12 protein-coding genes are annotated in these 13,734 nt (G+C 59.5%); 10 read left to right on the forward strand and 2 right to left on the reverse strand.

The features are described from left to right. The first annotated feature begins 340 nt into the window (after positions 1-340). The 5 genes from JWR14_RS33470 to JWR14_RS33490 all read left to right on the forward strand — a co-directional run bounded on the left by JWR14_RS33470 (position 341) and on the right by JWR14_RS33490 (position 7,561). On the forward strand, positions 341-1,405 hold the full coding sequence (locus JWR14_RS33470) for an LLM class flavin-dependent oxidoreductase (protein ID WP_299718015.1): 1,065 nt from the start codon (positions 341-343) through the stop codon (positions 1,403-1,405). Between the two features lie 243 nt (positions 1,406-1,648). Beyond that, positions 1,649-2,866 carry an acyl-CoA dehydrogenase family protein gene (locus tag JWR14_RS33475; protein ID WP_299718017.1) on the forward strand — a complete coding sequence of 406 codons (1,218 nt, stop codon included), beginning with the start codon at positions 1,649-1,651 and terminating at the stop codon, positions 2,864-2,866. A 736-nt stretch (positions 2,867-3,602) separates the two neighbouring features. Beyond that, on the forward strand, positions 3,603-4,262 hold the full coding sequence (locus JWR14_RS33480; RefSeq protein WP_299718019.1) for a 2Fe-2S iron-sulfur cluster-binding protein: 660 nt from the start codon (positions 3,603-3,605) through the stop codon (positions 4,260-4,262). A gap of 13 nt (positions 4,263-4,275) precedes the next feature. After that, a complete protein-coding gene (locus JWR14_RS33485; protein ID WP_299718021.1) occupies positions 4,276-5,292 on the forward strand; it encodes a xanthine dehydrogenase family protein subunit M in 1,017 nt (338 codons plus the stop codon). 28 nt (positions 5,293-5,320) lie between these two features. Next, the gene (locus JWR14_RS33490; RefSeq protein WP_299718023.1) at positions 5,321-7,561 is read left to right on the forward strand and encodes a xanthine dehydrogenase family protein molybdopterin-binding subunit; all 2,241 of its coding nucleotides are present in this window, start codon (positions 5,321-5,323) and stop codon (positions 7,559-7,561) included. Between the two features lie 48 nt (positions 7,562-7,609). On the opposite strand, the gene JWR14_RS33495 is transcribed toward JWR14_RS33490, so the two are convergent. Together JWR14_RS33495 and JWR14_RS33500 are read right to left on the reverse strand one after the other, a co-directional pair. Beyond that, a complete protein-coding gene (locus tag JWR14_RS33495) occupies positions 7,610-8,521 on the reverse strand; it encodes a LysR family transcriptional regulator (protein ID WP_299718025.1) in 912 nt (303 codons plus the stop codon). Positions 8,522-8,523: 2 nt separating this feature from the next. After that, a complete protein-coding gene (locus JWR14_RS33500; protein WP_299718027.1) occupies positions 8,524-9,471 on the reverse strand; it encodes a LysR family transcriptional regulator in 948 nt (315 codons plus the stop codon). A gap of 169 nt (positions 9,472-9,640) precedes the next feature. On the opposite strand from JWR14_RS33500, the gene JWR14_RS33505 reads away from it, so the two are divergent. The 5 genes from JWR14_RS33505 to JWR14_RS33525 form a co-directional block, all read left to right on the forward strand. Continuing rightward, positions 9,641-10,465: an ABC transporter substrate-binding protein gene (locus JWR14_RS33505; RefSeq protein ID WP_299718029.1), complete on the forward strand. Its 825-nt coding sequence runs from the start codon at positions 9,641-9,643 to the stop codon at positions 10,463-10,465. A gap of 33 nt (positions 10,466-10,498) precedes the next feature. Further along, positions 10,499-11,197 (forward strand): amino acid ABC transporter permease, encoded by a 699-nt coding sequence (locus tag JWR14_RS33510; RefSeq protein WP_299718031.1) that lies wholly within the window; start codon positions 10,499-10,501, stop codon positions 11,195-11,197. Between the two features lie 3 nt (positions 11,198-11,200). Beyond that, positions 11,201-11,938, forward strand: a complete 738-nt coding sequence (locus JWR14_RS33515) for an amino acid ABC transporter permease (RefSeq protein ID WP_299718033.1) — start codon at positions 11,201-11,203, stop codon at positions 11,936-11,938. Then, on the forward strand, positions 11,916-12,641 hold the full coding sequence (locus JWR14_RS33520) for an amino acid ABC transporter ATP-binding protein (RefSeq protein WP_299718035.1): 726 nt from the start codon (positions 11,916-11,918) through the stop codon (positions 12,639-12,641). Before JWR14_RS33515 ends, JWR14_RS33520 begins: the two co-directional genes overlap by 23 nt. 57 nt (positions 12,642-12,698) lie before the next feature. Continuing rightward, positions 12,699-13,734, forward strand: a 1,036-nt coding sequence (locus tag JWR14_RS33525) for an alanine racemase (RefSeq protein WP_299718037.1), incomplete at its 3' end; no start/stop codon positions are given.

Below are 13,734 nucleotides of genomic sequence, written 5' to 3' on the forward strand. Positions count from 1 at the left end.
GGGCTGAGTGCCTCGATTCAACTCAAGCACGAATCAAGCACGAATCAAGCACTCACCCGGGCCAGTATAAGAATGGCGAACGATTTGATCTAACAAGAAATCGGCTGAACCTTATCGCGTTAGCGCGGCAACGCAATTTCCAATGCGGATATAAGGGTTGAAAAAGCGGTGGCACGTAAACGTCCAGCAGGAATGACCGGATAGAAAACGGATTCGCATTCCGGTTTTCCTTCTATCGATATGCAAACAAACTGGAAGAGCGGCATTGACCGGCGCAACGTGGGCGACGCATGCTTGCAGGTTCTTATTCTTGTCTTCTCAATCCACGTTAGGTCGACTGATGCCTTCGTCAACTCCCCGCTTCGGTATTTGGGCACTGGTGCACGGTAGCCGTGCCGCGCTGCAGGATCCCGACGAACCCTACGACGCGTCATGGTCACGCAACCGCGAACTCGTCCTGGAAGCCGAGCGACTCGGTTTCGATTCGACACTGGTCGCGCAGCATACGATCAATCCTCATGACGAAACGCTTGATCAACTAGAGGCCTGGACTGCCTCGGCAGCGTTGGCTGCTTTAACCACGCGCATCGAGATCATCACGGCGATCAAGCCCTATCTCTATCATCCCGTCACGCTGGCCAAGATGGCCCTGCAGATTGAAGACATCAGCGGTGGGCGATTCGCGATCAATCTGGTCAATGCGTGGAACCGTCCTGAGCTGGCCAAGGCCGGTATCGGTTTTGCCGAGCATGACGAACGATACGCGTACGGCCGTGAATGGATCACGGTTGTGAATGACTTGATGCTTGGCAAGCGGACCAGTTTCAAGGGGCGGTTCTTCGATGTTGAAGACTATGTCTTGCGCCCGGCCGACCGCTTTCGAGAGAGACCGCGCATCTATGTCGGCGGCGAGTCGGAGCCGGCGAGGGCGCTGGTGGCGGACCACGGCGATTTCTGGTTCATCAACGGCCAACCGTTGGCCGATGTGCGTCGACTGATCGAGGACGTGGGAGGGCGCGCCCGCACCGGTCTGCCATTGCGCTTCGGGCTTTCTGCTTTCGTGATTGCGCGGCCAACGGACGGACAGGCGCAAGAGCATCTCGATTACCTGTTCACGCTTGCTGCAAAGGATGCTCCGTTGCGTGCAGCGCAGAAGGAAAACAGCGATCCAAAGGTGATCATGCACCAGACGTTCGCCAAGTCAGCGCGCGTTGGATCGAATGGCGGAACCGCAGCGGGGCTGGTTGGCAGCTACGAAACGGTAGCGCGGCGTATTGTCGAATTTCACCGGGCCGGAATCGAGTTGTTCATGTTGCAGTTCCAGCCGTTTGAAGCAGATATGAAGCGCTTTGCGCAAGAGGTGATACCGCTCGTTCGTGAATTGACAGCCCGGGACGACAAGTGAGGCGCGGGCAGCACTTACAGAGAGGCCACATTGCTTTTTTGGCGCAATGGCCTTGCGCTTTTAGTCGGATACGAGGAATCAATGCGGGCTTTGTCGGCAGCAAGTAACGCTGAGTTCGGGGATGTCAGATTCCTTCTCACGGACATGGATGAGACGCTCATCTATCAAGGCAGGCTTTCGGCCGCAACGTACGCCTCGCTCGAGCAGTCCGGCGCTTTACGCTAACAAGAGGAAATAGTAAGCATGAATGCACCATCTGAAATTACCGCGACGTCACAGCTAAATGCGGCGCTTGCCGCGCTGCCAGCGTTGGCTAAGGAGCTAGGCCACGACGCCGCGGCGCGCGAGGCGCGACGTGAATTGCCGTTCGATGGTTTTGCGCTGTTTCGCAAGTCCGGCCTTGGCTTGCTACGATTGCCGGTTGAATGGGGTGGGCTGGGCGGCTCTCTGCCAGACCTGTTTCAGGTTATCGCGACCCTCGCCGCGGAGGAATCGAACATTGCCCATGCGCTGCGTATCCATTTCGACCTGACGGAGTCGCTCCTGTTGTCGCCGCGTTCAGCGTTCAACGACACTCAGATCCAGCGCTTGCTGGACGGTGCAATATTCGGCGGTGCGTCGACCGAGCGGGGCACATCGCGGCCCGGTGAAATAGGCACGATATTACGGCGCGATGGCGACGATTATCGTGTCACGGGCAAGAAATACTACTCGACCGGAACGGCGTTTTCCGACTATGCGCGTATCAACGTCCAGGACGAAAACAACAACAACGTGCTTGCCATCATTCCGGTTACGCGAGAGGGCATCCAGATACTGGATGACTGGGATGGCATGGGCCAGCGGATGACCGCCAGTGGCAGTCTGGTCCTCGACAACGTACAAGTCCATGCGAACGAAGTGGTGCCACGAGGCAATTCGACCCTGGCAGGGCGGCATGGTGGCGCATTGCGGCAACTGCACCTCGTCGCGGTGGCTGCGGGCATCGTCCGCAATATTCTTGCGGATGCTGAAAACTATGTGCTCAAGCATGGGCGGCCGGTGCTGCACAGCCCGGCGGCATCTGCGCGAGAGGATCATTTCATCCAGCAAGTGGTAGGCGATCTTGCGGCTCACAGTCACGCGATTGATGCGCTGGTCGAGCAGAATGCGCGCGTACTGGATCGGTCGGCTAATGCCATTCGCGCTCAGGCGCACAACGCTGAAGAACTGGTATTGCAGGGTGCGTTGGCCACGGCCAAGACACAGTTGGTGGTGAGCAAGCTGGCGTTGCATGCGGGCGAGCGCTTGTTCGAGGCTGGCGGCGCTTCCGCGACGTCGCGTGTGCACAATTTCGACCGTCACTGGCGCAACTTGCGCACGATCTTCAGCCACAACCCGTTGTTGCACAAGGCGCGAGTGATCGGCGGCTATCAGTTGAACGGCGACACCACGCATCTGACCGAAGGACGCGTGTTCTAAGAGGTGTTCTCAGGGTGTCCTAACGCTTCGTCGCATCCTGGATCTACTCGCGGAACGCCATGGCTTTCCAAAGATCCATTGACCAACCGGGATTCAACCGGCACTGATATAGGGCAATTAGCATGACGAAGCATGGCAAGGTGAGCGCTCCACGAGCGGTCGCCTTGCCATGCATTTTGCCGTTCTTCGCAAACCTGCGGGTAAGGTTCGCGACCCCCGCCCCAACACGACTCCACTTCACGCCCACCACCTACAAGCTCGCTTCCAAGCATCCGTATTCTTTTTGAAAGGATGGGAATCGCTGCGTTGAGCCACGGCACTTTCCGAAGAAATCACGCTATTCGACCAAGGTGTAGAGCGATGCAGGCTGCGGATGCAGTCCGCGCTGCGCCTTCAGCCAATTGCCCTCGGATTCATCTCGTCCTCTGCTGAGTCTAATCACGAGAAGACGTTGAAGGCGGCATGTATTCGGAACATCATCAATACAGGAGTCCGATTGCGTAGGTCAAGTCCGTCCCTTGCTGCAGCGCCATCATCATTCACCATCGACCGTTGCTCGATGCAAGCGCACGAAATCAATCGCACACATTTTGAACGCTCTGGCGCTGAGCTGCCTTGCGGGCAATTGAGTCGCGTCCTGACAACGCGCTTGCGGACCGGTCTCCGTGCTTTCATTTGCACAGAGACGGATACATCACTTGTAAAGCATGGGTAAGTTCACTGGAGAACCTGACGAATGACCAAGGACCTTAGAAAGAATGGGCCGGATCAATCCGAGGACGAAGAGAGCACGCTGTTCGAACGCGTGACCCGTCGCACCTTTCTCACGCGGGTCGGCGTGGCAGGCGCTGCCGTCGGCGCGGGACAGCTTCACGCTGTTGCGTTTGCCGATACCGCGGAAGCGCCGGTTCGCGATACACCGGTATCTGGCGCCACGATGCGCGTCCGGCTGAATGTCAATGGCCGGGACCATGACCTCGATATCGATCCGCGAACGACCTTGCTCGACTGCGTGCGTGACCATCTGCAACTGACGGGCACCAAGAAGGGCTGCGACCACGGTCAGTGCGGTGCATGTACGGTCCACGTGGACGGACGCCGCGTGAACTCGTGTCTTAGCCTGGCTGTTACGCACGAGGGTGAGGCGATAAGGACCATCGAAGGCATCGGCCAACCGGGCGCGCTGCATCCCATGCAGGCCGCTTTTGTCGAGCATGATGGCTTTCAGTGCGGCTATTGCACGTCGGGCCAGATCATGTCGGCCGTCGCGCTGCTCGACGAGCCCTATGGGCACAGTGACGACGAAGTCAAAGAGGCCATGAGCGGGAACATCTGCCGCTGCGGCGCGTATTCAAACATTGTCTCTGCTATCCAGCAGGTTAGACGCAAAGCGTAAGGGGAATGCAAAGATGAAATCCTTTCAACTCACGCGCGTCGACAATGTCCGACGCGCCACCGAGCTGGCGAGCACCCAGCCCGATGGCATCTCGCAGGCAAGCCCCACGCGTTTTCTGGCGGGCGGGACCACGCTGCTCGATCTGATGAAACTGGACGTTGAACAACCGGAACAAGTGATCGACATCCATCGGCTGCCGCTCGCGCAAGTGGTGGCGACCGAAGACGGCGGCGTGTTGATTGGCGCAACCGTGCGCAATGCCGACCTCGCCAATCATCCCTTGATCAAGGCGCGTTACGCGGTGCTTTCGCAAGCCTTGCTGTCGGGGGCATCAGCGCAATTGCGCAACATGGCGACGACCGGTGGAAATCTCATGCAGCGCACACGCTGCGTGTATTTCCGCGATGTCACCTCGCCATGCAACAAGCGTTCGCCCGGCTCGGGATGTCCAGCCATCGGCGGTTATAACCGCAACCTCGCCGTGCTGGGGACAAGCGATCAATGCATCGCGACCAACCCTTCGGACATGAACGTGGCGCTGTCTGCCCTGGACGCGACGATCCACGTTGAGAGCTCGCGGGGTAAACGCAGTATTGCGATTGACGATTTCTTCTTGCTGCCCGGGGATACGCCACACAGAGAAAACGTGCTGGCATCCGGCGAACTGATTACCCATGTGACGCTGCCACGTCCAACGCCCGGCAACCGCTCGGTTTACCTCAAGCTACGTGACCGGGCGTCGTACGAGTTCGCGCTGGCGTCGGCTGCTGTCGTCGCGACTGTATCGGCTGGCAGGATTGAATACATCCGTGTAGCGCTCGGCGGCGTTGGCGTTAAACCGTGGCGTTCGCGTGAGGCTGAAGCGATATTGCTCGGCCAGGCTCCGGGCGCCGCGGTGTTCCGGACGGCCGCCGAGGCGGCCGTGCAATCGGCCAGGCCGCAAAGCATGAATGGCTTCAAGATCGAATTGGCGAAGCGCTGCATCGAGCACACCCTTGAACTCAGCACTCAAGCTACCCAGGCTGCCTGACGCGGCGTCACAAAAACGAGAGAAAAAAATGCAATCGGAAGGTCACGACACTCGTCCGTTGATCGGCGGAGATTTTGTCCGGATCGACGGACCACTGAAAGTCAGCGGCACGGCGACTTACACCGCCGACGTCAACCCCAGCGGCATGCTCTACGCCGTGCCGCTTTGCGCGACGATCGCAAGCGGACGTATCACGCAGTTGGACAGCACTGCCGCCTCACGGATGCCCGGGGTCAGGGCGGTGTTCACCCGCGAGAACATCGGCAAGTTTTATCGCGCCGGTTTCGGACTGGACGCAAGAATTGACGAGAAGCGTCCGCCCTTATCGGACGATGTCATCTACTACTATGGGCAATATATTGGCGTGGTTGTCGCGGATACCTTCGAGCAGGCGACAGCGGCCGCCTCGGCGGTAAAAGTGGCATACACGAACAAAACCCCGGACGTGCGCACCGCAATGTCCGCCGAGAGCTCGCCCGCAGCCGACACTCAGCGAGGCAATGTTGACACCGCGTTCGCCGCGGCTCCGGAGGCATTGAAGCTCGATCAGACATACATGACTCCGGTCGAGACACATAACCCGATCGAACTGCACGCAACGGTCGTGCTATTCGATGGCCAGAACTATACGTTCTACGAAACGACCCAGTCGATAGTCAACCAGCGAAGGGTGATGGCACAAATGCTCGGCGTGCCGGAGGAGCGGGTTCGCGTCATCATGAAATATCTGGGTTCGGGGTTTGGCGGCAAGCTCTTTCCCTGGTCTCATTCGTTACTCGCTGCCGCCGCCGCCCGCAATCTTCGACGACCCGTCAAGCTGGTGGTTAGCCGCGCGATGATGTTCCATAACGTGGGTCATCGGACCAGCACGCAGCAACGCATGCGCTTGTCCGCGACGAACGATGGGCGTCTTACTTCGCTGCAGCAGGACTACGTGTATCAGAATTCGCGTGCGGAAAACCGCAAGGAGAACTGCGGTGAGGCAACCGGGTATTTGTACAGCACACCGAACCTTCGTGTGACAGCCGCCTATGCACGCCGCGACATCGCACCGAGCACGTCGATGCGAGGGCCGGGCGCCGTGCCGGGACTGTTCGCGGTGGAGTCCTCCATGGACGAGCTTGCCATCAAGCTCAATATCGACCCGGTAACGTTGCGGCTAGCTAACGAGCCATCTATCGACGAAAGCCTCAACGTGCCGTTTTCATCCCGCCATCTCAAGGAATGCCTGACCCTTGGCGCGGATCGTTTCGGCTGGTCGCGCCGCACGCCGCAGGTCGGTTCCATGCGCCGCGACGGCTTGATCGTGGGATGGGGCGTGGCAGTCGGATCGTGGGCCGCGAGGCGATTGCCGGCTGAGGTCTCCGTGGAGTTGCTCACCGACGGCACGGTGCGCGTCTCTACCGCAACCCAGGATATCGGAACAGGGACCTACACCGTGCTTGCGCAGATGGTGTCGAATCTCACGGGCATTGCGCTGGAAAAGATATCGGTGGTGATCGGCGACACGCGTTTGCCGCCTGGTCCCTTGTCGGGCGGTTCGATGGTAACGGCATCGCTTGTCCCGGCTACAACGCAAGCCACGCAAGCGGCGATACAACAAATGCTGAGCACAGCATCTCAAGCCGATCATTCGCCATTCGCGGGGCAGTCGGCGCAGACGCTGGCGTTCGACAACGGCATGGTCTATCGCAAAGGAACGTCGGCGGGCGCGGGTGTTCCCTTCGAACGCATTCTCGCTGTGGCACAAGTCAACGCGGTGATGGGGCGGGGCCAGTCAGGGGCGAGCCAGGACGACGCCGATGCCGCGAAGGTATCGATCCATTCGTACTGCGCGCATTTTGTCGAAGTGACCTGGCAGCCGAAGACGGCACGGTTGCGAGTCAGCCGCGTGGTGAGCGTCATAGACGGCGGCAAGGTGATCAATGCCCGCACGGGCCGCAATCAGATCGAGGGTGCCGTCGTGATGGGCGTTGGCATGGCTTTGTTCGAGGAGACGCTCTACGACCCACGCTCGGGCGCGCCGATCAATCGTAATCTGGCAGACTATGTGATGACGACGCATGCTGATTCCCCGGCTATCGATGTGGTGTTTCTCGATCATCCCGACTTCGCGCTCAATGCGCTTGGGGCACGTGGGATCGGCGAGATCGGGTTGGCCGGGCTTGCACCGGCGATCACGAGCGCTGTTTATCATGCGACGGGCGTTCGCGTCCGCAATCTTCCGGTGCGGATAGAAGATCTTCTGGTATCGACCGTGACGGCGTGAGTTGCACGCGCGCGTTAAGTCGCCGGTGCCGGTTTCAGCACCGGCGACTTAACGCGCACTCGGTGCTTGACCACCTGAACTGAAGTCGCAGCAACGCCGTGCGACATCGGCAACCATGTACCCCAGCGCGGAATGTGACTGCGTCAGAAAAATTGCGTCGTAGCGAACCAGCGGCGCCGGCGGGTCGGTCATCACGATTTGCATCAGCCTGTTTTCAATTTGCTGCCTGAAAAGATCGACCGGCAGCAAACTCACGCCCACCCCGGCCGCCACGAGTCCGCCTACTACGACTGCATTGTTGCCACCACAAATTCGCTCGGGATTGACCCCCGCGCTCTCGAAGCCCCTTGAACTCAAGATCGTAATGATGGATACGGGAGCCTGCTCGATGACAGGCACGGTGCCCAGTTCACGCAGCGGTACCGTGCGCTTGTTGTCGAACTCACCCGGCCGGCAAAACCAGGCGAAGCGAGCGCTGCCAAGCGCCACTCGCGTGACCGATGCGGGCAACTCCGGTTCGGGCAGGACCGCGAGGTCGAGGCGGCCGTCGATCACTTGTTCCCGCAGCGGCCCGGACATGTCCACCTGGGGTTGCAGGATGAGATTCGGAAACATCTCGCGCATCTGCTGCAGGAACGCTGGGAACCAGGTCAACGCCACCAGCTCCGTCAGGCCGATATGGAGCACGCGGGTCATATGCCGGTCCGCGTCCCGGTAGGCTTCCAGTCGCCCAATGCTTTCCAGCAGACCCTCGCACAGTTCGAGCATCTCGTGCCCCTTCGCTGACAACCTGGCTTTCTTGCCGCCCCCTTCGAACAAAGGTGCAGCGGACTTAGCTTCGAGATCCTGCAAGCGCTTCGTTGCGGCCGACTGCGTGATATGAAGCTTGTCGGCTGCACGTTGAACGGTACCGAGTTTTGCTACCCAGTAGAAGGTCTCGATCTGCTTGACGGTCAGCATGGTTATCCGGCCTCGTTGACGAGCGGTTCGCGGGCGCTGACGTCCTGATAGCGCGTCTTGTAGTTGCAGGTCGCGCGTGCGAGCGCAATGACCTTGCGGTGGAACGGTGTCAACGCGTCTTGCCGCGCGACGGCAACATAACGCACCGGTGGCATCACGGGCCCCACACGGACTTCGCGCAACATTCCCAGCGTCACGAGTTCGTCGGAAATGGCGTTCGGCAGACAGGCGATACCCAGCCCGGCGCTCGCCATGCCACCCAGCGCCGCGAAGTTGTTGCAGGTCAGGATGCTGCGCGGCTGCACGCCATTGCGCTCGAGCCATTTGCTCATGACATGTCCTGCCGCCGAGTCGCCGGCCTGGGACAGCAAGGTCAACTGACCAAGCTCCGATACAGCGAGCCGGCGCCGTTTCAGGCTGAACGTGGGGCTGCAGAACCAGCCGTTACGCACGTTGGCGAGCGGGAATCTCAACATGTCCGCCCAGCGGGGCGTGTCGGGCACGATGGCCAGATCCAGCTGCGCCAGCCTGAGCTTTTCGTAGAGATCCGCGGCAACACCGCCCACCTCCAGTTCGACCTTCACCAGCGGATAGGCAGAACGCAGTGCTTCGATGAAGGCAGGCAGCCAGGTGAGCGCCGCGAGTTCGGTCACGCCCAGCCTCAACGACCGCCGCAATATTTTCTCGCTCGCATACTGACTCAACAGGACGTCGCGTTGCTGAAGAATCGAGCGCGCTTGCGAAAGGACTTCCAGGCCGTCGACGGTCAGCCGTGCCGATCGCGAACCGCGATCGAATAGCGGTCTCGGGAAGTGAGCCTCCAGTTCACGAACATGGCGCGACACGCCAGATTGAACGCTGCCCAGCTTGCGCCCGGCTGCCTCGAACGAGCCCATGTCCGCGATGGCGACCAGTGCTTCGAGTTGCGGGAAAGTGATCTGGTGCGCCATGCAGCCTCTCTCGGATCAATCTAGTTTTGGAATGGATAATTATCCGCAAATATCTCTTTATTTGGGTTTTTTTTACACCAAGAATACGACCTCCAAGTCCCCCGCAATGCAGATCGAGCCCATTGGCAGCTCGAGTTTGCGTTTTGAAGCCCCGTCTACGGAGAAACGCATGAAATCGTCTAACAAACTAACCGCAGCAGTGCTCGGGCTGACCCTGGCCTTGCTGGCCGGTACTGCACGGGCCGACCAGCTCGCGGACATCAAGGCACGCGGAACGCTGGTGTGCGGGGTATTGGCCAACTTCGAGCCATTCGGCTTCCAGGATTCGTCGTCGCGAGAAATAGTCGGGTACGACGTTGACTACTGCAAGGGCGTGGCGAAGGCGCTGGGCGTCAAGCCCGTGTTGCAGGTGGTGTCGATGGAAGCACGCATTCCCGAACTGCTGCAAGGCCGTGTCGACGTGCTCGCGGCGGTACTTGGCTATTCTCCCGCACGGGCTGAGCAACTTACGTTCACGCATCAGTACTATGTCGCCAAGCAGGTCATTGCAGTGAAGACCAGCGGCCCGTTCAAAGCGCGGGACGATCTCGACGGCAAGCGCGTCAGTACGATCAAGGGCTCGAGCAACATCGCCATCATGGGACGGGTCATGCCGAGCGTGCAGCTCGTCAGTTATGACGACTCTCCCTCCGCGTTCCTGGCCATGGTGCAAGGCAAGGTCAACGGGTTTGTTGTCTCGGAACCGATCATGCACCGCTTTGCCGCCAAACTCGGCCCGGACACCAACGTTGCAGCGCTGTCGCCGCCGGTGGGCCTCGAAAACTGGGGACTTGGCATCAAGAAGGGCGAACCGGCATTGCTTGCCGCGGTGAACAACGCGCTGGACGGGATGGAAAAATCGGGCGAAGCCCAGCAGATTTTCGATACGTGGCTCGGCCCCAAAACGATTTACCAGATGCATCGCGATTTCAAGGTCGAGTCGATCAAGGGCTGACCTTCAAGTCTTTCCGTATGATAAGGATTGCTGATGTTGCTACATCTCGACTTTGCAAGAATATTCGCGGCCCCAAATCTGCAACACCTCCTGTGGGGAGTGCAATACACCGCGTTGCTCACGCTTGCGAGCTGGGTGCTCGCGGTCGCGCTCGGCACGGTGATGGCGACGCTGCGCGCGATGGGCAACCCGGTCATTGAGCGGCTCGTCGCCGGCTACGTTGCATACCACCAGAACGTGCCCATGCTCGCACAGTTGTTCCTCTGGTACTTCGGATTTCCCACGCTGTTGCCCGACAGCGCACAAGAATGGATCAATGCGAATGGGGGCGAATTTATTTTCGCCTCCCTGGCGATTGGCTTGTGCATGGCGGCGTACTACTCCGAGGATATTAGAAGCGGCCTGCGGGCGGTATCGGCTGGCCAACACGAGGCAGCGCGTTCGCTCGGGTTGAGCTTCGCCAAGTCGATGCGATACGTGATCCTGCCTCAGAGCTTTCGCATCGCCATGCCGCCGTTCATCAATCATACCGTCGTGCTCTTCAAGAACACCAGCCTGGCAATGGCAATTGGTGTTGCGGAGCTGACCTACACGGTGCGTGACATCGAGAACCAGACTTTTCGGACCTTTGAAATCTATCTCGTTGGAACGGTCATCTACCTGGCCATTTCATTGAGCCTGATGGGTGTGGGGGCAGCGGTCGCGCGCCAAACCCGCATCCCGGCGAAATAAAACATGCTCGACATACTCACGCACAACGCGCATTTCCTGCTGCTCGGGCAATATCCGAGTGGACCAATTGGTGGTCTGGCGCTCACGCTGATTCTCGCGCTGCTCGGTCTCGCTTTTGCCGTCCCGCTTAGCTTGCTGCTCGCTTTGTGCCGGGTGTCGCCCTACAGGGTGCTCAGCGTGCCCTCTACCGTGCTTGTTTATTTTGTGCGCGGTGTGCCGCTCGTGATGCTGGTGTTCTGGAGTTATTTCCTGGTGCCGGGGTTGATCGGCCATCTCGTCAGCGCGTTCACGACCCTCGTCGTCACACTGGTGATCTATCAGGCGGCTTACCTGAGCGAGATTGTCCGCGCGGGTATCGAGTCCTTGCCCAAAGGACAGACCGAATCCGCACGCTCGCTCGGAATGAGTTACGGGTCGACGATGCGTCACGTGATTTTGCCGCAGGCGCTGTACAACATGCTGCCGAGCATTCTCAGCCAATGCGTTTCGACGGTGAAAGACACGTCGATCGGTTATGTGATCAGTGTCCAGGAGCTGACGTTTTCGGCCCAGCAGATTAACGCCAGTCTTCTCACAAAGCCGTTTCAGGTCTTTCTGATTCTCGCGCTGGTGTACTTCGTGGTGTGTTACACGCTCACCCGATGCGTGCAGGGTGTTGAAACGCGTATTTCGCGCCGGCGCGCTTCGGGGAAGATGCCTAATGTCAGGAGTGTCGTCAATGATTCAGTTCTCCAAAGTTAATAAATGGTACGGCCCGTATCAGGCGCTTGTCGATGTGAGCGCCGAGGTGAAGCGAGGCGAGGTGGTAGTCGTGTGCGGCCCGTCGGGGTCGGGCAAGTCGACGCTGATTCGTACTGTCAACCGCCTCGAGGCGATACAGTCAGGCGAGATCACGGTCGACGGTACCAGCGTCCATCAGGCTGCGATGAATCTGAACCGGTTTCGCAGCCGTGTCGGCTTCGTGTTTCAGCAGTTCAACTTGTTTCCGCATCTATCGGCGCTCGACAATGTATGTCTCGCGCCAATGAAAGCGGCTGGGAAAAACCGCAAGGATGCTAGACGGCAGGCATTGGCGCTGCTTGATCGCGTGGGACTGGCCAACAAGGCGGACTCATATCCACAGCAGTTGTCGGGAGGGCAGCAGCAACGCGTCGCAATTGCGCGCGCATTGGCGATGGAACCGCCAGTGATGCTGTTCGACGAACCGACGAGTGCGCTCGATCCGGAAATGGTGGGTGAAGTGCTCAACGTGATGAAGTCACTGGCCAGAGACGGCATGACCATGATGTGCGTGACCCACGAGATGGGATTTGCGCGCGAGGTGAGCGACAGCGTCTGGTTCATGGACCGCGGTGCGATTCTTGAAGTCGCCGATCCGCAGACGTTTTTTCAGTCGCCCCAGCACCCTCGCGCGCAGGCATTCCTGTCTGACTTGCGCCACTAACCCACAGCCCTCGATGCGAAGCCGCTGTCCGAAACATTGCAACGTAACTACCACTCTATGACAACACCCAACATGATCAACGCCATTGCCGCGGACCTGGTGCCAGCGGTCGCAACACCTTGCTTCGTGGTGATGGAAGACCGCGTCCTGCACAACCTGAAAGTCACCGCGCAAGCATGCGGGGGTGTGGATCGCCTGATGCCGCATGTGAAAACTCACCGCGCTGCGTGGCTCGTCAAGTTACTGCTGGCTAATGGCGTGGAGGCTTTCAAAGCCAGCACGCTCGCCGAGGTTGAACTGGTGCTGGCTGCGGGCGCCACGCGAGTTGTCTGGGCGTTTCCGACGGTCAATCCACAGAACATCGCCCGTTTTATTGAACTGGCCGCGGTGTTTCCGAAGGCCGAACTCACGGGTCTGGTCGATTCACGCTATGGACTGGACCTGTGGACCCGGCTACTCGATGGCGCCTCGCCTGCGATCCGCCTGCGGGTCGATCTCGATCCGGGCTTGGGCCGTACGGGCGTCACCATGGACGAGGCAGCACTTGAGCTCGCGCGCGAGGTTGCGCGACTCGGGCGGCTTGCAGGGTGGCATCTTTACGACGGCAACGTCCGGGGCGAGTATGACGAACGTAAAGCCGAGGTGCAAAAGCTTGGCGATGCGCTGGAGGTGCTGCAGTCGCGCCTGCGCGAAGACGGTATCGACGTCGACGTCGTCGGAGGCTGCAGCTATACGTTCGATCTTTGGCCGCGCTCCGCGATGCGTCACGTGTCACCCGGCACATGGGTGTATTCGAACGCCCAGCACCTTAGGGAACTCGCTCACCACGATTGGGTGGCGGCCGGTTTTGTGCTCACGACGGTTGTTTCCACGCGCAATGGCACGTCGACGCTGGATGCCGGAGCCAAGGCCATTTCGCCGGACAAGCCACTGCGTCAGCGGTTTCAAGGCGCTGACGAAATCGTGATGATGAACGAGGAGCACACCGTGATCCGCAGTGACACGCTCAGCACCGGTGACCGGCTCTTGCTAGTCCCGGAGCACACGTGCACCACAGCCTACCTGTACAACAATGCGCTGGTTCGATCGGTGG

The sequence above is a fragment of the Caballeronia sp. genome (genome assembly GCF_028292365.1).
GTDB lineage: Bacteria > Pseudomonadota > Gammaproteobacteria > Burkholderiales > Burkholderiaceae > Caballeronia.

What these genes read in the sequence shown, in the direction of transcription:
- JWR14_RS33500 (WP_299718027.1), bottom strand. Translation starts at nt 9,471, where the DNA reads ATGGCGCACCAGATCACTTTCCCGCAACTCGAAGCACTGGTCGCCATC.
- JWR14_RS33485 (WP_299718021.1), top strand. Translation starts at nt 4,276, where the DNA reads ATGAAATCCTTTCAACTCACGCGCGTCGACAATGTCCGACGCGCCACC.
- JWR14_RS33475 (WP_299718017.1), top strand. Translation starts at nt 1,649, where the DNA reads ATGAATGCACCATCTGAAATTACCGCGACGTCACAGCTAAATGCGGCG.
- JWR14_RS33515 (WP_299718033.1), top strand. Translation starts at nt 11,201, where the DNA reads ATGCTCGACATACTCACGCACAACGCGCATTTCCTGCTGCTCGGGCAA.
- JWR14_RS33490 (WP_299718023.1), top strand. Translation starts at nt 5,321, where the DNA reads ATGCAATCGGAAGGTCACGACACTCGTCCGTTGATCGGCGGAGATTTT.
- JWR14_RS33495 (WP_299718025.1), bottom strand. Translation starts at nt 8,521, where the DNA reads ATGCTGACCGTCAAGCAGATCGAGACCTTCTACTGGGTAGCAAAACTC.
- JWR14_RS33480 (WP_299718019.1), top strand. Translation starts at nt 3,603, where the DNA reads ATGACCAAGGACCTTAGAAAGAATGGGCCGGATCAATCCGAGGACGAA.
- JWR14_RS33505 (WP_299718029.1), top strand. Translation starts at nt 9,641, where the DNA reads ATGAAATCGTCTAACAAACTAACCGCAGCAGTGCTCGGGCTGACCCTG.
- JWR14_RS33520 (WP_299718035.1), top strand. Translation starts at nt 11,916, where the DNA reads ATGATTCAGTTCTCCAAAGTTAATAAATGGTACGGCCCGTATCAGGCG.
- JWR14_RS33470 (WP_299718015.1), top strand. Translation starts at nt 341, where the DNA reads ATGCCTTCGTCAACTCCCCGCTTCGGTATTTGGGCACTGGTGCACGGT.
- JWR14_RS33510 (WP_299718031.1), top strand. Translation starts at nt 10,499, where the DNA reads ATGTTGCTACATCTCGACTTTGCAAGAATATTCGCGGCCCCAAATCTG.